The sequence below is a fragment of the Psychrobacter sp. NPDC078631 genome, assembly GCF_050268165.1.
Classification (GTDB): Bacteria; Pseudomonadota; Gammaproteobacteria; order Pseudomonadales; family Moraxellaceae; genus Psychrobacter.
In genome coordinates this window covers 240,033-261,537 of sequence record NZ_JBNNGG010000001.1, presented here as the reverse complement: position 1 = coordinate 261,537, position 21,505 = coordinate 240,033, and the positions used below count along the sequence as shown (strand labels likewise).

The 21,505-nt window shown below is 43.5% G+C and carries 15 protein-coding genes and 1 pseudogene; 11 read left to right on the top strand and 5 right to left on the bottom strand.

All coding sequences use genetic code 11. The annotated features are described in order from the left end of the window. Positions 1–287: 287 nt before the first annotated feature. The gene (locus ACQKCP_RS01035; protein WP_427610951.1) at positions 288–1,691 is read left to right on the top strand and encodes a L,D-transpeptidase family protein; all 1,404 of its coding nucleotides are present in this window, start codon (positions 288–290) and stop codon (positions 1,689–1,691) included. A gap of 155 nt (positions 1,692–1,846) precedes the next feature. Here ACQKCP_RS01035 and ACQKCP_RS01030 read toward each other — a convergent pair whose 3' ends face one another. Next, entirely contained in the window at positions 1,847–2,059 is a 213-nt protein-coding gene (locus ACQKCP_RS01030; protein ID WP_201566955.1) for a hypothetical protein, read from the bottom strand. A 275-nt stretch (positions 2,060–2,334) separates the two neighbouring features. Between ACQKCP_RS01030 and ACQKCP_RS01025 the strand changes: the two genes are divergently transcribed. The 5 genes and pseudogenes from ACQKCP_RS01025 (at position 2,335) to ACQKCP_RS01005 (ending at position 9,687) form a co-directional block, all read left to right on the top strand. Then, the gene (locus ACQKCP_RS01025) at positions 2,335–4,071 is read left to right on the top strand and encodes a TIGR00341 family protein (protein WP_427610950.1); all 1,737 of its coding nucleotides are present in this window, start codon (positions 2,335–2,337) and stop codon (positions 4,069–4,071) included. 154 nt (positions 4,072–4,225) lie between these two features. Further along, complete coding sequence (gene alaS, locus ACQKCP_RS01020) at positions 4,226–6,898, top strand: alanine--tRNA ligase (protein ID WP_427610949.1); 2,673 nt, start codon at positions 4,226–4,228, stop codon at positions 6,896–6,898. Between the two features lie 357 nt (positions 6,899–7,255). Next, the gene (locus ACQKCP_RS01015) at positions 7,256–8,542 is read left to right on the top strand and encodes an aspartate kinase (protein ID WP_057759246.1); all 1,287 of its coding nucleotides are present in this window, start codon (positions 7,256–7,258) and stop codon (positions 8,540–8,542) included. Between the two features lie 422 nt (positions 8,543–8,964). Beyond that, a pseudogene (gene csrA, locus ACQKCP_RS01010) lies at positions 8,965–9,132 on the top strand (carbon storage regulator CsrA); the annotation flags it as partial. Between the two features lie 180 nt (positions 9,133–9,312). Next, a complete protein-coding gene (locus tag ACQKCP_RS01005) occupies positions 9,313–9,687 on the top strand; it encodes a HopJ type III effector protein (protein WP_057759243.1) in 375 nt (124 codons plus the stop codon). A 126-nt stretch (positions 9,688–9,813) separates the two neighbouring features. Here ACQKCP_RS01005 and ACQKCP_RS01000 read toward each other — a convergent pair whose 3' ends face one another. Continuing rightward, entirely contained in the window at positions 9,814–10,125 is a 312-nt protein-coding gene (locus tag ACQKCP_RS01000; protein ID WP_057759241.1) for a YeaC family protein, read from the bottom strand. A 55-nt stretch (positions 10,126–10,180) separates the two neighbouring features. Next, positions 10,181–11,185: an NAD(+) kinase gene (locus tag ACQKCP_RS00995; RefSeq protein ID WP_179798759.1), complete on the bottom strand. Its 1,005-nt coding sequence runs from the start codon at positions 11,183–11,185 to the stop codon at positions 10,181–10,183. Positions 11,186–11,504: 319 nt separating this feature from the next. On the opposite strand from ACQKCP_RS00995, the gene ACQKCP_RS00990 reads away from it, so the two are divergent. Further along, positions 11,505–12,227, top strand: coding sequence for a Bax inhibitor-1/YccA family protein (locus ACQKCP_RS00990; RefSeq protein WP_057759239.1), 723 nt, complete (start codon positions 11,505–11,507; stop codon positions 12,225–12,227). A 119-nt stretch (positions 12,228–12,346) separates the two neighbouring features. Here ACQKCP_RS00990 and ACQKCP_RS00985 read toward each other — a convergent pair whose 3' ends face one another. Continuing rightward, complete coding sequence (locus ACQKCP_RS00985; protein ID WP_427610948.1) at positions 12,347–15,160, bottom strand: heavy metal translocating P-type ATPase; 2,814 nt, start codon at positions 15,158–15,160, stop codon at positions 12,347–12,349. 45 nt (positions 15,161–15,205) lie between these two features. Beyond that, the gene (locus tag ACQKCP_RS00980; protein WP_427610947.1) at positions 15,206–15,349 is read right to left on the bottom strand and encodes a hypothetical protein; all 144 of its coding nucleotides are present in this window, start codon (positions 15,347–15,349) and stop codon (positions 15,206–15,208) included. A 248-nt stretch (positions 15,350–15,597) separates the two neighbouring features. Here ACQKCP_RS00980 and mrcB point away from each other — a divergent pair, with 248 nt between their 5' ends. From mrcB to ACQKCP_RS00960, 4 genes are all read left to right on the top strand, one after another. Next, a complete protein-coding gene (mrcB, locus tag ACQKCP_RS00975) occupies positions 15,598–18,102 on the top strand; it encodes a penicillin-binding protein 1B (protein ID WP_413775346.1) in 2,505 nt (834 codons plus the stop codon). A gap of 80 nt (positions 18,103–18,182) precedes the next feature. After that, complete coding sequence (locus ACQKCP_RS00970) at positions 18,183–18,995, top strand: tetratricopeptide repeat protein (RefSeq protein WP_427610946.1); 813 nt, start codon at positions 18,183–18,185, stop codon at positions 18,993–18,995. A gap of 134 nt (positions 18,996–19,129) precedes the next feature. Further along, on the top strand, positions 19,130–20,056 hold the full coding sequence (gene prmA / locus ACQKCP_RS00965; protein WP_427610945.1) for a 50S ribosomal protein L11 methyltransferase: 927 nt from the start codon (positions 19,130–19,132) through the stop codon (positions 20,054–20,056). Positions 20,057–20,228: 172 nt separating this feature from the next. Next, positions 20,229–21,503, top strand: coding sequence for a DUF3426 domain-containing protein (locus tag ACQKCP_RS00960; RefSeq protein ID WP_427610944.1), 1,275 nt, complete (start codon positions 20,229–20,231; stop codon positions 21,501–21,503). Positions 21,504–21,505: the final 2 nt, after the last annotated feature.

Here is a 21,505-nt window from a genome sequence, read left to right as displayed (position 1 = left end):
CGTTATATTAAATAAAATTCAGTCATACATTATAGACGTAAACCTCTAGTAGCGCCAATAACTGTCATTTTTACTTGCACAAAAAATAGTGCGAATAATAAACAGTTTGCGTAAGAATCGAGCACGACGCCATACACACCTTGGTTAAATTATTACCCAACTGTAGCGAATACGTCAGCAGTTGACGTTTGGCAAGTCTTAAATGCAAAAAGATGTGTCAAAAGTTTGCGATGCAATCAAATTATGCGCATAATAGCCGCATTAGTAGCAACCACAAGTGACTCAATATGATGAAAATAAAGCCAATTATTACTGCCATATCTATCGCAGCTGTAAGTGCCAGTGTAGCCGCAATTGCTGCACCTGCCGATAGTACTCGCACATTGCCAGTACGCACGGCTGACGCTATGCCGGGTCTTGCCAAAAAGGTTAGCCTTAATGTGCAAGAGAACCGTAGTCGCTCAGATGGCGCTGCTACTGTACAGTTAAATACAGAGAAAGCGAAACCAGTCGACAGCATGAACCAGCTTATCAATAACAAGCAAGAAGCCAACCAAAACGTGCCAGCCCCAGCTGCTGACAATATGAGTGCAGCAGAACTGACGCGCAAAGATGAGCAAGCTGACCGCAATGATGACATTAGTGAAGGTCAAGCTGTTGCTGCGCCTAGCGACCTATCATCTATCGACTCGTCTGATCCACTCGCTTTTGAGTTACCAGAGAGTGAGAAGCGTCAAGACTTTAGCGATGATCCAACCATCAAAAACATCGAAGACAAAGATGGTAAGAAGCACACAACGTTGAACTTGTCGAACTATGCTAAGCAAGTGAATGGTGCTGTCTGGTCACCTAATATGAAAGTCAACTCAGCGATGACGATCAAAATGCAGGCGCTGCTCGATTGGAACCATGCTTCTCCTGGCCCTATCGATGGCGGTTGGGGTATGAACAGCAAAAAAGCCCTTGTTAACTTCCAAACGATGAAAGGATTGCCAGCGACTGGTAAAATGGACCAAAAAACTTGGGATGCCTTGGTTAAAAATATCCCTGCGAATAAACCTGTCCTTGTCACTTATACGTTGACCGCAGACGATATCAATACCAATTTTGCGACTACTCCTTCTGGTTCAGAAGCGAAGTCAAAAATGAAAGGTCTTTATTATCAAGATATCAAAGAGATGCTAGGTGAACGTTTCCATATGGATGTACGTTACTTAGACAAACTCAACAAAAATAAAAAGTACGCTGTTGGCGAGACTATCACAGTACTAAATACTCGTGACAAGCTGAACCAACGTATCAATCGCGTGGTTGCCAACAAAGCCGACAAAACATTGTATGCCTACAATGGTGACAAATTGGTTGCTACTTATCCGACGACCGTCGGTAGCGATGCCACACCATCTCCAAAAGGCACGTTCAAAATCATCAATAAAGTGAAAATGCCTTGGTATAAATCAACCGTTGGTGAAGGCGCTCAAAAGAAAGTTCATATGATAGCACCAGGACCAAACAACCCAGTCGGTGTCGTTTGGATGGGATTATCTAAGCCTTCTTACGGTTTACATGGCTCACCAGTACCTGAAGGTATCAGCCGTCAAGGCTCAGCAGGTTGTGTTCGTTTGACCAACTGGGATGTGTTAGAAGTATATGCCAATATCGAAAATGGCGCGGTTGTCGAACTTCAATAAATGGAACTGTATTAAATCTAGCTTCGATGCTAGTTAGTAAATAATTCTAACGATGATAAAAAAGACCTCAATATTGAGGTCTTTTTTTGTTTGTTGATGGGCGGTTCCACTTCACATCGATAACACTGCTTGTCTTTATGTTTTACTGTTCGCCTTTATGTCTTATAACCTTCCTCATTCCCAGTAATACTGCCAATTTTTTTGGTAAAGAATAACCCTGCAGGTATCGAAGCTAGAACGCCCAATCCAACCGCTATCTGAATATGCAATATCTCATCGAACCCTGTAATGAGAGCGCCGATCATAAAAAGTCCGATAGTCACGGTGGCTGTCATTGAGTAGATGACAGAAAATAATGGCCAGTTCATAAGTTATTCCTTATCTTTATTGTGGATATAATATATTTAACCTTAATTCCACAAAAAAAGTAAGTATTTACCGTGAACCCTTGTAGCATCTATATTGAATGACTTTAGAATAAAAACCATGCTATTATTAAGGTTTTAGACTTAATCATAAGAAACACCAGTTCCTACTTCCATCTCCTCTCTACTCTTTTTTATATTTTCAAGAATCTCCTATATCTTTATCTATTTATCATTACAATAATGACTTTCTTTATCTACTAAGAACGCTATCTGCTATGTCCTCATCTGAAAAAAACACTGCGTCTAATTCAATGGATCAAAACGATTCGTCAGCCACTACTGACGCTTCTCACAATCAAGACGTGACAATTGAACCAGTAGTTGATGATGCTTTAGACAGTGATGAAAGCGAAGACAATCAACACAAGCAATCGACTGATACAAATGACGAAATAGACTCCGAAGTAGACACTGAGTGTGCGCAGCCACCTGACGCCGAAATAACGATGGAAACCATCAGTGACGATGTGGTTGTAGCAACATTGGAGTCGACAGAACCTGAGTCACAGTCAAATACTGAAGCATCTGAGGTTGCAGAATCAGAATCTATAGAAGCGAAAGAAAAATCCGATTTCTTTCAGTCTGATACGGCAGAAACAACAGAAAAAAGTGTTCAAGACGATAGTGATGCTGAAGTAACGGTAAAAGCAGAAGACGACCCTGCCGATGACACAAACATCGCAGCACAGTCATCAGATAATAAAACAGCCAATCAACAAAAAACAAAAAATGCATCTAGTCGCAATAATGACCATCAAAATAATGACTCAGAAGATAAAAGCCAAAATAAAGACACCGATGTAGAAGACAGCGACGCTCAAAAGGCTCAAGATGAAAGTGACGAGGATGAGGTTCAAGAGGAAAAAGAAGCCAAACTTGAGTCTTATAAGCAGTTTGTCGCCGAGCAATTTAGCAATCAAAAAGTAGATTACCCAGAAGTACGGGTTAGGATTGAGGCGAACGCACTGCCTAGCAAGATGTACTTCATCATGAACATCTTATCTGCCATCATTGCCAGTTATGGGCTAGTTACCAATTCAGCAGCCGTAGTCATCGGAGCCATGTTGGTTGCGATGATGCTAGGCCCTATCACGGGTATAGCGCTAGCAATTATCGATCACCGTATGCCCTTACTGCGTAAGTCGCTCTTGACCGTCATTATCGGTGTCTCATTGGTGGTGCTGGTCGGCTTTATCGTTGGTTGGCTACATAAAGACCAACCGCTAACGGCAGAAATCCTATCACGTACCCAGCCTACTTCCATGGATCTGATGATTGCCTTAGCAGGTGGTACAGCTGGCGCGTACGCGATGGTATCTCCGCATCTCTCGGTTGCCGTTGTCGGCGTTGCGGTTGCCACAGCCTTAGTACCACCACTGGCAGCTAGTGGTATCTTGCTCGCCAATGGTGAGATGCAACTTGGGCTTGGTGCGCTGTTATTGGCAGCGACCAACATTCTTGCTATTCAGTTTACCAATGCGCTTGTCTTGTGGGTTTTAGGGTTCCGTCGTTTGGTCGATGACGACTATAAATCTAATACGTATCTGACTTTTTTGCAGCGGAACGCCGTGACTTTATTACTACTTGGTGGCTTAGGTGCCTACTTAACCATCAACCTACAGACCAATGCCAAGCAGCAAGTATTTGAGAGTAGTGTCAAAGAAGCCATCAACAACTACTTTATCGATCAAGGCAATGTATTGACCAATACGCAGTTTGATACCTCAGAAGAGAACCAAGTGGTGCGAGCAATCGTGCGTGGAGAGACTTTACCGAGCTCATATGACGTACGCCAGATTGAGACACTCATCACTAATGATATGGCAGAGAATTTCCCAGAGTACTTGCCAATCAAGCTTCAACTACGTTATTTGCCTGTGCAAGTAATCGAGTCCAATCCAACCACACAAGACAAATTAGATGAAACGGATGCGGCCATTTTGACCAATTAATCTTAATACTCTACAAATTAGGCGATGACTAGCACACGTATAATAACCTAGTAGTTATAACTCTTGTACCAAGAGCTTGGGCGTTTGTGCTAAAATCGCTTGCAAAATTATTTTATGTCATTTACTCAATTCTATCCGTCAGTAAGGAGCCGCTGTGAGCCAGCCATTTCGCTCAGCCGATATTCGCCAAGCCTTTATCGATTTTTTCATAAGCAAGCAGCACACCCAAGTTTCATCGTCTAGCTTGATTCCACACAATGATCCGACATTGCTATTTACCAATGCCGGTATGAATCAGTTTAAAGAAACCTTTTTGGGTATGGAACCACGTGACTATACACGTGCGGTAACCTCGCAAAAGTGCGTACGTGCTGGCGGCAAACATAATGATTTGGATAATGTCGGCTATACCGCACGTCATCATACTTTCTTTGAAATGCTTGGTAACTTTTCATTCGGTGATTACTTCAAGCAAGCAGGCATCGAGTATATCTGGGAGTTTTTGACCTCAGATAAGTGGTTAGCGATTGATAAAAATCGTCTTTATGTGACTATCTATGAGACTGATGATGAAGCTTTTGAGATTTGGAATAAAAACATCGGCATTCCAAGTGAGCGCATCATTCGTATTGGTGATAACAAAGGTGCTCCTTACGCTTCTGATAACTTTTGGACAATGGGTGACACTGGTCCTTGTGGTCCTTGCACCGAAGTCTTTTATGACCATGGCGCCGATATCGAAGGCGGTTTGCCAGGTACGCCAGAAGAAGACGGCGATCGCTATATTGAGATTTGGAACTGCGTATTCATGCAGTTCAATCGTCAAAAGGACGGCACACTATTACCACTGCCTGCACCTAGCGTCGATACAGGCATGGGGCTTGAGCGTATTAGTGCCATCATGCAAGGCGTTCATGGCAACTACGAGATCGATTTGTTTGTCCATTTGATGGATGCAGCAGCTGACATCTTAGAGATCAATAATGAGCAACAATCATCACTAAAAGTCATCGCCGACCATATTCGTGCGGTAGCATTTTTGATTGCTGATGGTGTCACGCCAAGTAATGAAGGTCGCGGCTATGTATTGCGCCGTGTCATTCGTCGTGCCGTACGCCATGGCAACAAGCTTGGCGCTGATAGTGAGTTTTTCTATAAGATGGTTGCGCCGCTTGTCGCTGAAATGGGCAGTGCCTATCCTGAGCTACAAGACAAACAAAGCGTCATCGAAAGTGCCATTCAAAAAGAAGAAGCACAGTTTGCTAAAACATTGGCCCAAGGCTTACGTTTACTTGCCAGCGAACTTGAAGGCTTACAAGATGGCGATACGCTATCTGGTGAAGCGGCATTTAAGCTTTATGATACCTATGGTTTCCCACTTGATTTGACCGCCGATATCACTCGTGAGCGTGGTATTGCTATTGATGAAGCCGAATTTGATGAGCATATGCAGGCACAACGTGAGCGTGCGCGTGATGCTGGCAAGTTTGACGTCGATTACAGCAGTGTCATCCAAGTAGAAACGCCAACGACATTTATCGGCTATGAGCAGCTTGAAGAAGACGGCGTAACTATTGATGCACTTTATCAAGACGGCAACCCGGCAGACAGCTTAACAGAAGGTATGGAAGGCGTTGTGGTATTAGATCGCACCCCATTTTATGCTGAAGGCGGCGGTCAAGTTGGTGAGCTTGGTGAAATCCGTACGGCATCTGGCGTCTTTGAAGTACAAGATACCAAAAAATCTGGTCAAGCGATTATCCATTATGGTGTTGTCACCATGGGCGATATCAGCACTAAGCAAACCGCTGAAGCGCAAGTACTGTCCAGCATACGTGCAGCCAGTGCCAAAAACCACTCAGCCACTCACCTATTGCATGCAGCGCTAAGAGAAGTGCTAGGCGATACGGTCACGCAAAAAGGCTCACTAGTCTCAAGCGAAGTGCTACGTTTTGACTTTGCTTATGACAAACCTGTCAGCGCCGCTGAAATCATGCGTGTCGAACGTCTCGTTAATGAGCAAATCCAAGCCAACACTCCTGCCCGCATCGAGCACATGTCGATTGACGAAGCGATGAATCAAGGCGCTATGGCACTGTTTGGCGAAAAGTACGGTAGTGACGTTCGAGTCCTGACCATGGGTACAGACCGTATCGTCGATGGTCAGCGCAAGCCTTTTTCTATCGAGCTATGTGGTGGCTTGCATGTACAGCGTACGGGCGATATCGGTGTGCTAAAAATCACCAGTGAGTCTGGTATTGCGGCTGGTATCCGCCGAGTTGAAGCTGTCACTGGCATGAACGCGGTTAAAAATATTCAGCAAAGCGAGCAACAACTGAGCGAGCTCGCAAGTCAGCTAAAAGTAAAACGTCCTGAAGTGGCGCAGCGTGTCCGTACTATGGCTGATAAGCAACGCGACCTAGAAAAACAACTAGAGCGCTTGCAACAAAAAATCGCCAGTGCTCAAGCAGCCAATTTGCTTGACGATGTACAAACGATCGCAGGTACCCCAGTTCTTATCAGTACTTTAAGCGGTATCGATGGTAAATCTATCCGTACGCTGATGGACGATATCAAATCAAAACTGCCTGATAGCGTGATTGTATTGATTGGTGATAAAGATGACCAATTAGCACTCGCAGCGAGCGTCGCAAAATCTGTCACTGCCAAAGTGAAGGCTGGTGATATTATTCGTCATTTGGCAGGTGAGCTTGGTGGTAAAGGTGGCGGTAAGCCTGACTACGCACAAGGCGGCGCACCGAAGTCTGGTAACAGTGCAGCGGTTATCAGCGCTCTACCTGCTTGGATTGAAACCCAGCTTAGCTAAGCTAGCGCATATTAAACTCGCGAATACATTGGTTTAGCGCGTCACAATGTCCCTTATATTTATCGCATAGCTTTACTCCACTACGCATAGAATACGTGATTGGTTATAACTACTATAACCAATCGCCATACATCTAAGCGCTCCTGAGGCTTAAAGTTATGCGGTAGATATGGTATAAAGGTCAACGTTTGGGCATATTGTTCATTCCATCAGGTTGATATATACCATTAGAAGAATGAAAGACCTAAAGGCATAACTCTTATCATCTGGCTTTATCTATACAAGCATTGACGAGCATCACATTGACTCTCATCAATGACAATAAAAAGTCATTATTGAATAAATAGGTAGATTTTTATGGCGTTAATAGTACAGAAATACGGCGGCACCTCGATGGGCAGTATCGACCGCATCAAAAACGTCGCCAAACGAGTCAAACGCTGGCATGACAATGGTCATCAAGTGGTCGTCGTGGTCTCAGCCATGAGCGGCGAAACCAACCGTTTGATTGATCTAGCTCGCCAAATTAGCACACAGCCTGATCCTCGCGAATACGATCAGATGGTCTCAACAGGTGAGCAGGTTTCTATCTCACTACTCGCTATGGCGATTAAAGAGCTTGGTATTGGTGCCCGTTCAATGACTGGTCGCCAAGTCGCGATTAAAACCGACAACGCCCATAATAAAGCCCGTATCGAAAGCATCGATGACAAAAACATACGTGAGCAATTAGATGCTGGCAATATCGTTATTGTGGCAGGTTTCCAAGGTATCGATGAAGAAGGCAACGCGACCACATTAGGGCGCGGCGGTTCTGATACCACAGGTGTGGCGATTGCTGCGGCCTTAGGCGCTGACGAGTGTCAAATTTATACCGATGTCGATGGCGTTTATACCACTGACCCTCGTGTGACCTCAAAAGCCAAAAAGCTTGAAAAAATTACGTTTGAAGAAATGCTTGAAATGGCAAGTCTTGGTTCTAAAATTCTACAGATTCGCTCAGTAGAATTCGCTGGTAAATATGGCGTGCCGCTGCGTGTACTTTCTAGCTTTGATGAAAACACAGACGGTAGCTTTGACCAAGAATTTCAAGACAACGTGGGTACCCTAATTACGATAGACGAAGGAGACAATATGGAACAGGCAATCATCTCAGGTATCGCGTTCAACAGAGACGAAGCAAAAATCTTAGTACGCGGCGTGCCTGACCATCCTGGTATCGCCTCTGCTATCTTAAGCCCAATTGGTCGTGCCAATATCGAAATCGATATGATTGTACAAAACCTTTCGGATAACGGTACTACTGACTTTACTTTTACGGTTAACCGCACTGATTTAGATAAAACGCTAAAAGTGCTTAACGAAGAAGTAAAAGATGAAATTGGCGCCAAAGAAATATTGGGTAACAGTGAAGTTGTTAAAGTTTCATTGGTTGGTGTTGGCATGCGCTCACACGCAGGTGTTGCGAGTCTTATGTTCCAAACACTGGCTGAAAACAATATCAATATCCAAATGATTTCAACCAGCGAAATCAAAGTGTCGGTTCTGATTCAAGATCAACACTTAGAAAAAGCCGTCAAGTCATTACACACGGCATTTGGCCTAGATCGTGAAGACGGTGAAAGCAAAATCGCTGGGCTATAAGACATAAAAACTGTTAAAATATAGCATTAGCATTGATGGTTATCTATTAACTGCTATTAATGCCTTTATATAGTATGTAGATAAACAGCATTTAAATTAATAGGTTTGAATTAATAGTATCTAAATAAAAACAGTACTTAAATAAAATAGGATCTTTTTAGGTCCTATTTTTATTTTTTAGCATAGTTGAAATGAGCATTTACCTAATAGTTTTGTGAAAAACCGTGACAGTATCTGTTATGCCGCCTATAATGGGGCTTTCATTTGGGCTAAATGAATCTACCTATCATTACCGCTATTGGCACGATATCGAGCATCGTGATAATGGTTATATTACATGTTTGGTGCTGCGGTAATGTTCTGCAATTGAGAAGTAATCTGATGAGTAATAATTTGTTGATGCGACATAAGGAGTGTGACGCATGTTAATTTTGACACGCCGCGTGGGCGAAACGCTAATGATTGGCGACGAAGTAAGTGTGACGGTTCTAGGCGTCAAAGGCAATCAAGTACGTATCGGTGTAAACGCACCTAAAGATATTGCAGTACACCGCGAAGAGATTTATCAACGTATTCAGCATGAGCGTTCTGTACAGTCGCAAATGCAGCATCTTGAGCAAGGCAACTTTTCGCCTTCGTTTGATGACGAAGATTACTTTAATCGCTAAGCTAGCTAAATTATAATGCTGAACGCTCAACGGCTACTATCATCATTGAGCACACATAAATATTATATTGTTTTTTTTAATCTGCTCTGAGGTCATTTATTTATGAGTATCCGCCAATCAGATGTATCGGCATTACTTAATGGTTTGAACAAAAAAGCCATTGGATTCAATGATGTCATCAGCTTTATCGATGATTTTTATCGCTATGCGCCTGCCCCTTTCGTAAATGGAATGGTACATAATGCAGCCGGTGAGAACGAAGGTAGCGCAAAGATTTTTGGTTTTGCTAAGCACCATGGCCTGAACCAATTGGACACGCTTAAACTATTTGGCGAACATTATGCCAAGGTACAAGCAACGCCTAACGGTACCGATCATGCCAATATCCGCAATTTTTTACATTGGGGCTGGCAAGGATTTTTGATGCAAAAGAACCCGCTAACGGTTCGTCCTAGTGTCGATACGACTGCTATTTAATCATTTATAATGATTAAGCTATTTCTGATAATTTAATTATCGGTAAAGTAAAAAAAGCCACGCTATATAGCGTGGCTTTTTTATGATAATTTTTTTTATAACAACTATTATAGACTTTTTATAGATCTATTTATCACGAAACTTAACAGGCTGTACCGCGCCTTTAGGATTTGGCATATTAGGATAGTGATGCTCGTGCTCGACGTCACATTCAGCACCAACGACAGAGCCATCATCTTTTACGGGTTTATGAATATAACCTGTACGCTCGGCTGGCGGTAGGTGCTCATGCTCCCATACCATCACTGCTTGCATACAAGTCTCTCGCTGCTCAGCGGTAATCTTACGACCGTCAGGCCATTTGCCTAGTTCAATCGCCATACGAAATTTATCAACCACTTCGGGCGTTAGACTTGCTAGTATTGTTTGTTTATCCATCTTGCCTACTCTCCACTACTATTTTTTGTATCATATTTGGGTCTAATAGATACGCTTATTCATCGTCTATAATATCATCATCGACATCAAGACTGAATTCTTCGGCATGTACGTTCCAGTGCAGCTTTGTACGGCATGCCTCATAAAAGTCAAACCCAGGTGGGTGCAACAAGGTAAGCTTATCCGGATGCTTACGAATATGTAAGCGTTGCTCTTGCTCAAGTGGCACGCTTGGCTTACCGTCCGCACTCACCATCGGCTGAGTACGATTGTCTTCATGAATACGAATACAGACCTCACTATTACCGCTGACCACAATCGGTCTGCTAGATAATGTATGAGGATGCATCGGCACCAGACAAATAGCGTCCATACTCGGATGAATAATTGGACCGCCACCTGATAAGGCATAAGCGGTAGAGCCAGTCGGTGTTGCTGCTATCAAGCCATCACTATGCTGTCTATAAACGTCGTGACCATCAATTTTCATCTGAAAATCAATCATATGTACCGATTTACCAGCATGCAGTACGATGTCGTTCAGCGCCATATCTTCATGGATAATTTTGCGCCCTTCTCGTATCTCCATCGTCAATAAAAACCGATGGTCCAGTTGATAGTCTCCCATCAATACTTGGCGCAACTTGAAGGCAGCTTCATCAGGTTTTACATCTGCTAAAAATCCTAAACGACCACGGTTTACCCCTAGTACAGGTACACGGTAGCGTGCTAACGCCTCAGCGGCATGTAGTATCGAACCATCACCGCCAACCACAATAACCAAATCACAAATCTCACCAATCAAACCACGTTTGACGATTTTGACTCTTTCTATGTCTGTGAGGTCAAGCGTTGGTAAATTGGCCGTTTGTACATCCATTATTAACGTCAAATTCATATCATTGACGGTTTGGGCAATCTGTACCAAGCTTTGAGTAACACTACGTTTACCAGCACGGCCCATTAGACCAATACGCCTAAAGGCGGGGTTTTTAATAGCGTGGAATAGCTCTGATTCATGTAAGTGTGGCAATCTTGCTGACTGCGCTGAGTTTTCCATAAAACGACTCGGTATAACGGTGAAGTACAAGGTAATGATAGCGATAAATGCGCGCTTAGACTAGCATGTTTATGAATTATCGTTGTTAACTGTCGTAACTGACCCCATATAAAAGCTATCGAATGTTTTACTTAGTCAGATCTTTCTGTTCAGTTTTTCAATTAGCGTATTGAGCGATACTGTAGCCCGATGCGCTAGCCAATGAGCAGCCTGAGGTTGCACCGCAGCAGTTGTCACGCAAACACAGTTGACAATAATGGCGGTTTTGCTAAAGTAACTAACATCACTATTTTTATATTTTATTATTAAGGACTTATGTATGGCCAATCCTATTGTCAGTCGCGCAGAACTTGCGATCGGCGGTAATCCAATGACGGTCAAGGGCGTAATTCAAAAGACCAGCTTGTTACTTGGTTTATCAGCCATTACTGGTGTGGGCTTTTTCTTTTATGCGCTTATGGCAGGTTTATCGCAAGGTTTTATTACGATGGCAGCCTTTGGTAGCATGATTGCTGCGTTTGTTCTGGCTCTTTTTATTACCTTCAAGCCGCAAAAAGCCAAGACTTTGGCAGTTCCTTATGCCTTGTTAGAAGGTATCTTTTTGGGCGGTATCTCATTATTTTTCATGAGAATGTATCCAACGGTACCAGTTACTGCAATGTGCGCAACTTTTGTCACAGCTGCAGTTATGCTTGGTCTATATCGTTCAGGTCTAGTTAAGGTTACTGAAAAGTTCCGCTCTATCGTGACCTCGGCGGTTATTGCCATTATGCTTGTTTATGTAGCACAGTGGGTACTTTCTCTAGCGTTTGGCTCATCATTGCCGTTCCTATTTGAAGGTGGCGCTATCGCTATTGGCTTTAGCTTATTTGTCATCGTTATCGCTTCTTTCACTCTACTATTAGATTTCGATAATATTGATCGCGGTGTTGCGATGGGTGTTTCTGAAGATTACGAGTGGTTGTTCAGTATTGGTATTCTTGCGACCTTAGTTTGGATGTATATCGAATTTATGCGTCTATTAAGCTATCTACAAGACTAATTGTAAGAGCGACCTAACAGTATCTCTGTATAGAAAAAACCGCCTTCCATTTGATGGAAGGCGGTTTTTTTATGGGCAAACTTTACAGACCTATTTGTATTAAATGCTTTTTAAAGAGGCTAAGCGCGTTTTAAGCGCAATGCATTTAATACGACAAATAGCGAACTGAGCGACATACCAATTGCAGCAAGCCAAGGTGGTACATAGCCTAAAGCCGCTGGTATCAGGACGATACTATTATAAGCGAGTGCCCAGCGGAAGTTTTGCTTGATAATACGTTCCGTCTTATCAGAGATGCGTTTAGCCGCAGTGATAGCTTCGATTTGTCCATTTAAGATAATACTATCACTAGATACTTGTGCTAAGTCTGCCGCACCTGCAATCGAAGTCGAGACGTCTGCGGCTGCTAATACTGGTGCATCGTTGATACCATCACCTACCATCAATACCACGGCACCGTTGGCTTGCAGCTGCTGAATATGATTGACCTTATCAGTCGGTGATAGTCCGTTGTATGCTGCTTGCATACCTAAACTCTCAGCCATGACTAGCGCTTGTGGGCTTGGATCACCTGTCAACATAACAGACTCGATACCTAGCTCTTTGAGCGTATCGAGCATCGACTGCGCACTATCACGTACCTTGTCATTGAAATAAAAACATGCCAGTGCCTGCCATGTTTTGCTATCAGTGTTTTGATAAGACAATACCACTGCTGAGCTGGCTCGCTGAGCTACTAGATCGATGGTTAAATCATCGTTTGTATCTATATCATTGGCGCTATTATCTGTTTTATCTAGCGCAAAGTCCTTATGACCGATTCGATATACAGTACCATCAATTATCGCTTCTACACCACCCGCTGGGTAATGTTGTACGGCTTGTGTCGATGGCAAGTGTAACTGATAGGCTGCCGTCAGTAACGCATGGGCAATTGGATGACGACTCCCTACTTCTAGTGCAGCTGCAATTGCCAACAGCGTATCTTTTTGCGCTATTAATGACAAATCGTCAGTTTCGGTCTGGCTTTTTGGTGTGATTAACTCAATATTTAACAAATTTGGTTTGCCATAAGTCAGCGTGCCAGTCTTATCAAAAGCAACATGCGTGATTTCAGCCAACGTCTGTAGTGTATGCCCACGGGTCGTTAAAAAACCATAACTTGCCAAACGATTGGTTGAGACGGTTAAGGCAATCGGCGTCGCTAACGACAGAGCACAAGGACAAGTAGCGACCAAGACTGCCACGGTTGCCCAAATCGCTTGGCTTGGATCAACGATATACCAGCCGACAAATACCAAGACGGATAAAACCAAAATGCGCGCGACAAACCAACGTGCTAGCTTATCTGCTTGCTGCGCCAATTTGGGTTTTTCGCTCATGGCACGATTCATCAATCGATCAATTAAGCCTATCTGGCTGTCTTTTGGCAATGCTGTGACTAGCATCTCAAACGGCTGGCTGTCATTTTGCGCACCGCCGACGATGTAATCACCCTGGGATTTGATGATTAAATCACCTTCACCGGTCAGTAGACTTTGTGACACCGTTGCAGTAGAACTTAGCAAGATGCCATCACTGATAATCTCAGAACCCGCTTCAACCAAAATGATGTCGCCCACTTGTAAACTATGAGCGGTGACCATTTGCTTTGACTCTATATCGCCTTCGGGCTGTGATTGCGCATTCTGTTGGTTGCGTGACTGCTGCCAGTCTTGAGCAATACGTGATGTGAGCTGATAAACATTGGCATCCATACGCTGCATAAAATCAGGCATCGGCTCTACTGTAGCCGACTCACCTTTAGTAGTTTCATTTTCAGTAAGCTCACTTTTAATAAGCTCATCTTGTTGAGACGTATTTTCTTTTAGCAGTTGTAAAATATGCTCGGCAGCTGATTTGTCTTCAGCGACTTTTTGTACCAATACCGGCTCAACCACGACCAAATCATTAGCCATAGTTGCGGCTTTTAGACGTGCATTGTGCTCGATATAACGCCCTGCCAGCAAAAAGAAAATAAACATGCTGACCGAGTCATAGTATGTCTCCCCTTGTCCAGTAATGGTGGCGTATAGACTGGCAAAGAAGGTGATAATCAAGGCAAGACTAACAGGCACATCCATATTGACTTGGCGCGCACGAATTGCTGACCATGCAGAGGTAAAAAAAGGAATACCAGCATAGAAAAAAACAGGCGTGCTCACAAATAAAGACACCCAACGCAAAAAGTCACGTTGGAATATCAACATGTCGCTATATTCACCAAAATAAAGCGCAACGGCATACATCATCGCTTGCATCGAACCTAGTGCAGCGATGCCGAGACGCAATAGCATTTGATTATTATGACGTGCCAGCATGGCTTCATGAGTATCTTGCCGATAAGGCTTGGCTTCATAGCCGATTTCATTGATGACCGCTAAAATGCGACTGATGGGTAATTTGTTCTCATCCCAAATGACCCGCATACGTTGGTTGGTCAAATTTACCTGACACTTACCAATACCCTCTAGCTCATCGAGACGCGACTCAATCAGCCAAGTACAGGCAGCACAGCGTAAGTTATTAACAGACAGCTCTGCTACTGACATGCCATCTTGCGCGTAAACGAACTGTGATTTTATCTCGTCATGATCATAGACTTCGAGACGCGTCAGCTGAGTTGGCAAACTTGCCGTACGGTTAATCTCTGAACGGTCAAGATAGTATTGCTCAAGACCAGCCTCTACAATGCTTTGGACAGCTAACTGACAGCCCATACAACACATCTCTCGTGACTGACCTAATATCTCAGCATGAAACGGTGGCTGAGGTACGGGGTCACCACAGTGAAAACAGTGGTCAGCCAGCGGGAGCACTAATCCTTCGATGATAGAATTGTCTTCATAAGAATGATTGGTAGCAGATGATACTGATGATGGGATACTAGACATAGTCGCGCTTACTTCCTTTGACAGGCTTGCTTAAAATGCATTCACTTAAAGCAAGCTTGCTCTTATTGACTGTACTGTACGTGGTGCAGCAAAGCCGTTTTTAATCACATGAATATCACCACCGCTAGTGGCACAGTATTCATAACAAACGGCTAATAGCAAATAATTGGCAACAGCGAATTCATACAAAATACATCGTGAGGGTAATCGTAAATTGTTATCTTATATGGCGTTTATCTACCAGATTGAAAGTGACTGACGCTTTATTACAAGTATCGGTATTTTAATAGAGATTATACTATAAGCCATCGCTATGAGCAGTACCATCGCTCATGGTCTACGACCAATAAATGCCCGCGTTGACGATGATAGATTGAAAAATTTGTCAATTTGCGTCATTATGAGGCAGTTTTTTATCTAAAAATGGTGCGACATCCGTGCAAAAACCTAATTACAAGTTACCAAATACCAAGTTATCAGCGTCATCTAAGTCTGCTATGCACACGCTACCCTCGCAGCAGCGCGGATTGGTTTTTAGTAGTCTGCTATTAATTATTATCATCGCAGGCATGGTGCTGTTGGCGCTATATTTGATCAAGCTTGATCGCACCATTACTCATAAGTTTGAGGGTAAGCGCTGGGACATTCCAGCCAAAGTGTATTCGCAGCCGCTTGAGCTGTATCAAGGCGCTAATGTCGATAGAGATACAATGAAGACATGGCTAGAGTTGCTTAACTATCAAAGCAACAAAGCTTATGATCGCACGGGTACCTATCATCGGACAGGTAATACTTACTTTATTCACACGCGCGGCTTTACGTATAGCGCCAATGATAAAGATGCCGAGCAAGTCATCAAAATGACGATTTCTGGCAATAAAGTAGAATCTATCCAGAGTACTCTGCCTGCCAAAAGCGGCATCATTCGTTTAGAGCCTGTCAATATCGGTGGTATCTATCCAGACAGTAATGAAGATCGGATGGTTGTGTCTTTGGACGAAGTGCCTCAGCCGTTGATTGATGCCCTTATCGCTACCGAAGATCGCGCGTTTTATGAGCATAAAGGGGTATCGGTACGTGGTATCGCCCGTGCCGTAATCAATAACTTTACTGGTGGTGCCAGACAAGGTGGCTCGACCATCACCCAGCAGCTGATCAAAAACTTTTATCTCAACTCAGATCGCACTATCAAACGTAAAGCCAATGAAGCATTGATGGCCGTGCTACTTGAGCTGCATTACAGCAAAGATGAGATTTTACAGACCTATTTGAATGAGATTTATCTGGGTCAAAACGGCAACCGCTCTATCAATGGTTTTGGTTTGGCATCACAGTTTTATTTTGACAAACCTCTTAATGAGCTGCGCTTAGATCAGCAAGCGATGCTGGTTGGTATGGCAAAAGGTCCAAGTATCTATAACCCACGTCGCAATCCAAACGATTCAAAAGCACGCCGTGACGTGGTACTTAACAACATGCTGACCATGGGTACACTGAGCCAGGAAGACTACGACAAAGCCTTAAAGCAACCGCTTGGCATTGTGGATAAGCCTGCTGAAGGCAAAAGTCAGTTCCCTGACTTCTTAGATATTGTTAAACGTGAGCTAAATACCGTTTATTATTCTGACGACCTCAAAAACGAAGGTCTGATTATTATCAGTACTCTAGACCCTATCGCTCAATTGGCAGCAGATAAAGCCGTTGATAGAAAACTTGGTGAGCTGCGTCGTAATAGTAGCAAAACTAAGGATTTACAAGGCGCATTAGTGAGTGCCAATCCTGAGACTGGCGAGCTAGTGTCTGTGGTCGGTAGTGGCAGTGAATTTACAGGGTTTAACCGCGCGGTCGATGCCAAACGCCAAGTTGGCTCGTTGCTGAAGCCTATCATTTATATGACTGCGCTTGAGAGCGGTCGTTATAACTTGGCCAGTTCAGTAGATGACTCCCCTATTACGGTCAATCTAAACGACGGTACTGACTGGAACCCTAAAAACTACGACAATCGTGATCATGGTTATGTACCATTTACCACGGCATTGTCTCAATCCTACAACCAAGCGGCAGTACGCTTAGGTATGGAGTTCGGTGTTAATACCTTTGCTAAGCAATTACAGCGCATGGGTATCAAAGAAAAAATTCCACCTTACCCATCAGCGTTACTAGGCTCGGTTAATTTGAGTCCGATGGATATGCTTGGCATTTATCAAGTATTTGCCACTGGTGGCTTCCGTACGCCTATTCATAGTATCCGTACGGTCATTGATGATCGCGGCCGTATTTTACAGCGTACTGGGCTTAACACTCAGCGTAGCATTCCGCCTGAAACCAACTTTTTGACCAACTATGCATTACAGCAAGTCGTCTCAAATGGTACGGCCAGACGCGCCCAATCACTCGGCAGTAATTTAAACCTAGCTGGAAAAACAGGTACAACAAACGACTACCGCGATGCTTGGTTTGCAGGCTATAGTGGCAACTATGTGAGTGTCGTTTGGGTTGGCCGTGATGATAATAAACCGATTGGTTTGAGTGGTGGTACTGGTGCCTTACCAGTTTGGGTAGATTATATGAAACGTCTAAAACTGACTCCGGTTGCTCTACCAGAGCCAGAAGGTATCGAGTGGTTATGGCTAGAGAACAACTCAGGCAAACTGTCTAATGAACGCTGTGCAAACGCTCGCTACTTACCAGTAATGTCAGCTCATCTACCAGAAGAAGCCAGCAGTTGTGCGCTAAGCCTGTATCAGCAAGATCGTGCTCGTGAACAGACACAGTTTCAGAACCAGCAAGGTGATATCAATCAACAACGTCGCCGCGAAGGTTTAGAGATTCCAAATGGTGAAGCTGTTGAATCTGATGATGCAGCAGGTAGCAGCGAGCAAAGTGAAGGTGATGAAGACCGTGCTGATACTTGGTATGACCGTGCTGTTGAATGGTTCTAGCTATTGAGTGGTTCTAGCTGTTGAATGGCTCTAATAGTGTTTTTGATATTTAGCTTTTAATATTTAAAAAAGGTTTTAACATGATGGTGTCATCTTTACGGACAACTACTTCAGTAAAACAAACCATAGTGCTATGGCGTAATAAAATTACGTCAAGCAATACCTTACTTGCAGGTAGCGCGATCATTGGCATGCTAAGCCTAAGTGCTTGTCAAACGGCACCTAGCACGTCGACTACAGTGCAAACTACGCCTGCTCAAACATTACCAACGGCACAATCGACCGTGCCATCAACGACAACTGCTCCAGCACCTATCACGGAAGCAAATGATCAAAGCAACTATCCAACCGAGCCTTACGATGCAGTTGAACAGTCCGAAACACCAAATCCATTAACGCAAGAGACACCTGTATTTACGGCTCCTGTTCCAGAAATAACGCAGCCTGATCCTGTTGTCATTGCGCCTTCTCGTAACGACTATATAATCTCTGAGCCATCGGTACCGTCGCATAATGAGCTACTTGAACATGCTCGAAGAAACTCGCAGCAACGTACTCAACAATCTGCCAGCAATAATAGCAATCTGCCTGCATTTCGCAATTTGATGCAAGTAGGTATCAGTCAGTTGAAAGCGGGTAATCTCACCAATGCCGAGAGCAGCTTTACCCGTGCGCAGCGTCTAGCGCCCAAATCATCGGCGGTATATTTTTATTTGGCACAAGTAGCATTAAAAAAGAACCAGCCTCGTAAGGCAGAAGCGATGGCACGCCGTGGTCTTAGCGTCTCTCAAGACAGCAATCGTAGACGAGCACTATGGCAGGTTATATTGCAATCAGGACAAGCTCAAGGTAACTCACGCGTGGTCAATGAAGCAAAACAAGCACTACGCTAATAACTGAGTATTTATACATTTTAGACTCATTAGTTAAAACATCTATATACATTATGCATTTCATTGTATGTAGACTTATCTAGGGCAACCCCTAGCACCTACACTTATTTTTATTCCCGCTTAAGGTTATCTTTATGGCATGGCAACAACTGCATTTACAATGTGAAAAATCAAACGTCGACTTGGCTGAAGCGCTTCTATTAGAGGCAGGTGCATTATCAATAGCTTTAGACGATGCTGGCGATCAACCTCTGTTTGAGCCACTTCCAGGTGAATCACCGCTTTGGGATGAGGTGATACTAACAGGGCTATTTGATGCGACTACTGATGCAGGCAGTCGTCAAGCGGTTGAGCAATTAAGTCATGAAATTGCTGCACAAGTACAGGCTACTCGTATTTGGCTAACGGCTGTTGATGATAAGGATTGGGAGCGCGAGTGGATGAGCAACTATCATCCTATCGAATGTGCTAATGACTTATGGATTGTGCCTGACTGGCTAACGCCGCCTAACCCTGAAGCCACCAATATCATTATGGATCCAGGCTTGGCATTTGGTACTGGCTATCATGCTACGACTCGCCTGTGCCTAGACTGGCTAACAGAGCAAGACTTAACGGACAAAGTGGTTATCGATTATGGTTGTGGTTCAGGCATTCTAGGGATTGCTGCTTTGCTTTTAGATGCACATCAGGTATATGCAGTCGACATCGACCCGCAGGCGGTACTTGCTACCAATCAGAATGCGGTACGTAACAATGTGGGCGATCGTTTACAGGCATTTCTACCAGAAGAATTTACAGAGTACTGCTCGCAAAATGATGTGTTGCCTGTAGAAGTGATTGTTGCCAATATTTTAGCAAAGCCGCTTATTGGTTTAGCACCTTACTTTGCGACACTCATTGCGCCAAAGGGCCGTATCGTATTAGCAGGTTTGATTGAGTCGCAAACCGAGCAAGTCACTGAAGCTTATCAGCCATATTTTGCACTCGATCCTAAGCATGCTTTTACTGCGCAAGAAGACCAACATTGGCAACGTTTATCAGGTACATTTACTAGCTAGCAACATTTAATTACATCTGTTACGATAGAGGGCAGTCAAATGTTATGTGTTTGACGCCACTCTGTCTTTGCCCATAATTCATCGAAATTAAATAAGTAAAATGAGTATTGTGGGCAGCTATTGGTGAGTGGCTAAGCGGTATTGATAACCATACTTTTTTGGATTCGCCTCTATGACCACGCCAATAAAAACCCAATGCCCCCATTGCCAAGCTTGCTATAGCGTTAAACAAACTCAACTAAATCAAGTCAATGCTACCATCAGCTGTGAGCGGTGCCAGCAAAGTTTTTTGGTCAATAAACATCTTGTGGTAAATTCTGAGGTCATTCAGAAACCAACACCACAAAAAAATATTCCTGCTCAACAAAAAGCTCAAACTCAACCAATATCAAATGAGCAAAAAGCGAATACTAGTAGCAATCAGCATAAACTTCAGAATGTGCCAAATCGCCCTACATCTTCAACCAATAAGAAAAAATCATCTGATACTTTGATTCATGACGACTTAATCTATGATGATATGGATATAGACGATCCAGAAGAAGACGTTCAAGAGTATGACTCTTTAGATAGCATGGATGCATGGTTAACCCAAGCCAGTAATACCAGTCCTAGCGTAGCTACCACAGAAAAACCAAAAGCGCCCCTTTCTAAAGAAACTATCAAAAGCTCTAATTCATCAACCAAGAAACCATCTACTAGTACAATATCAACATCAACATCAACATCAACATCAACACAGGACATGCTCAGCTCGGCAGTGGCCAATGATATTCATGCCAATGTTGAGAGTACTCATAACAATTCATGGCTGCAAAAACTATTAGAAGAACAAAATCAAGACGAAGAAACACCACCAGATGATACAGACTTATCACAGCTTCTCTCTGATATGGGAGTACCCGTTAAAGATGAAGACCCTGCTGCCGACGATCGCTTAAGAAAAACACAGCTACCATTTGCACCAACCCAAACGACACGTTCCATTGCATCACTATTATGGATATTAGGTTGTTTGGTCTTAGCACTCCTACTCGCGGCTCAGTATGTTATTTTTAACTTAGAAAACTTAGTCAAAAGCCCAGCTTATGCTCAGCGTCTCCAGTCAATATGCTCTGTCGCTGCCTGCAGCTTGCCCAGTGCAGACTTATCAGCGCTTACCATCAACAATACCTTTCATAGAAGCAGTCAGATTAAAACTACTGGTACATTTAGCGATATAGGCGCTACTCTAAGTAATGGAAGCTCGCAAGCACAACTATATCCAAATATAAAAATAAATGTTTACGGTAGAGACGAGCTTATTGGAGAGTTCATTGCAGATCCAAACGATTACTTATTAGGAAAGCAAAGTCAGTTAGCTGCCAGTACAGATAGACAGCTATTATTTACTATCCCTGTGGCTAACGCGCAGATCCTCGACATTACTATGACCGCTCTTTATTAGAT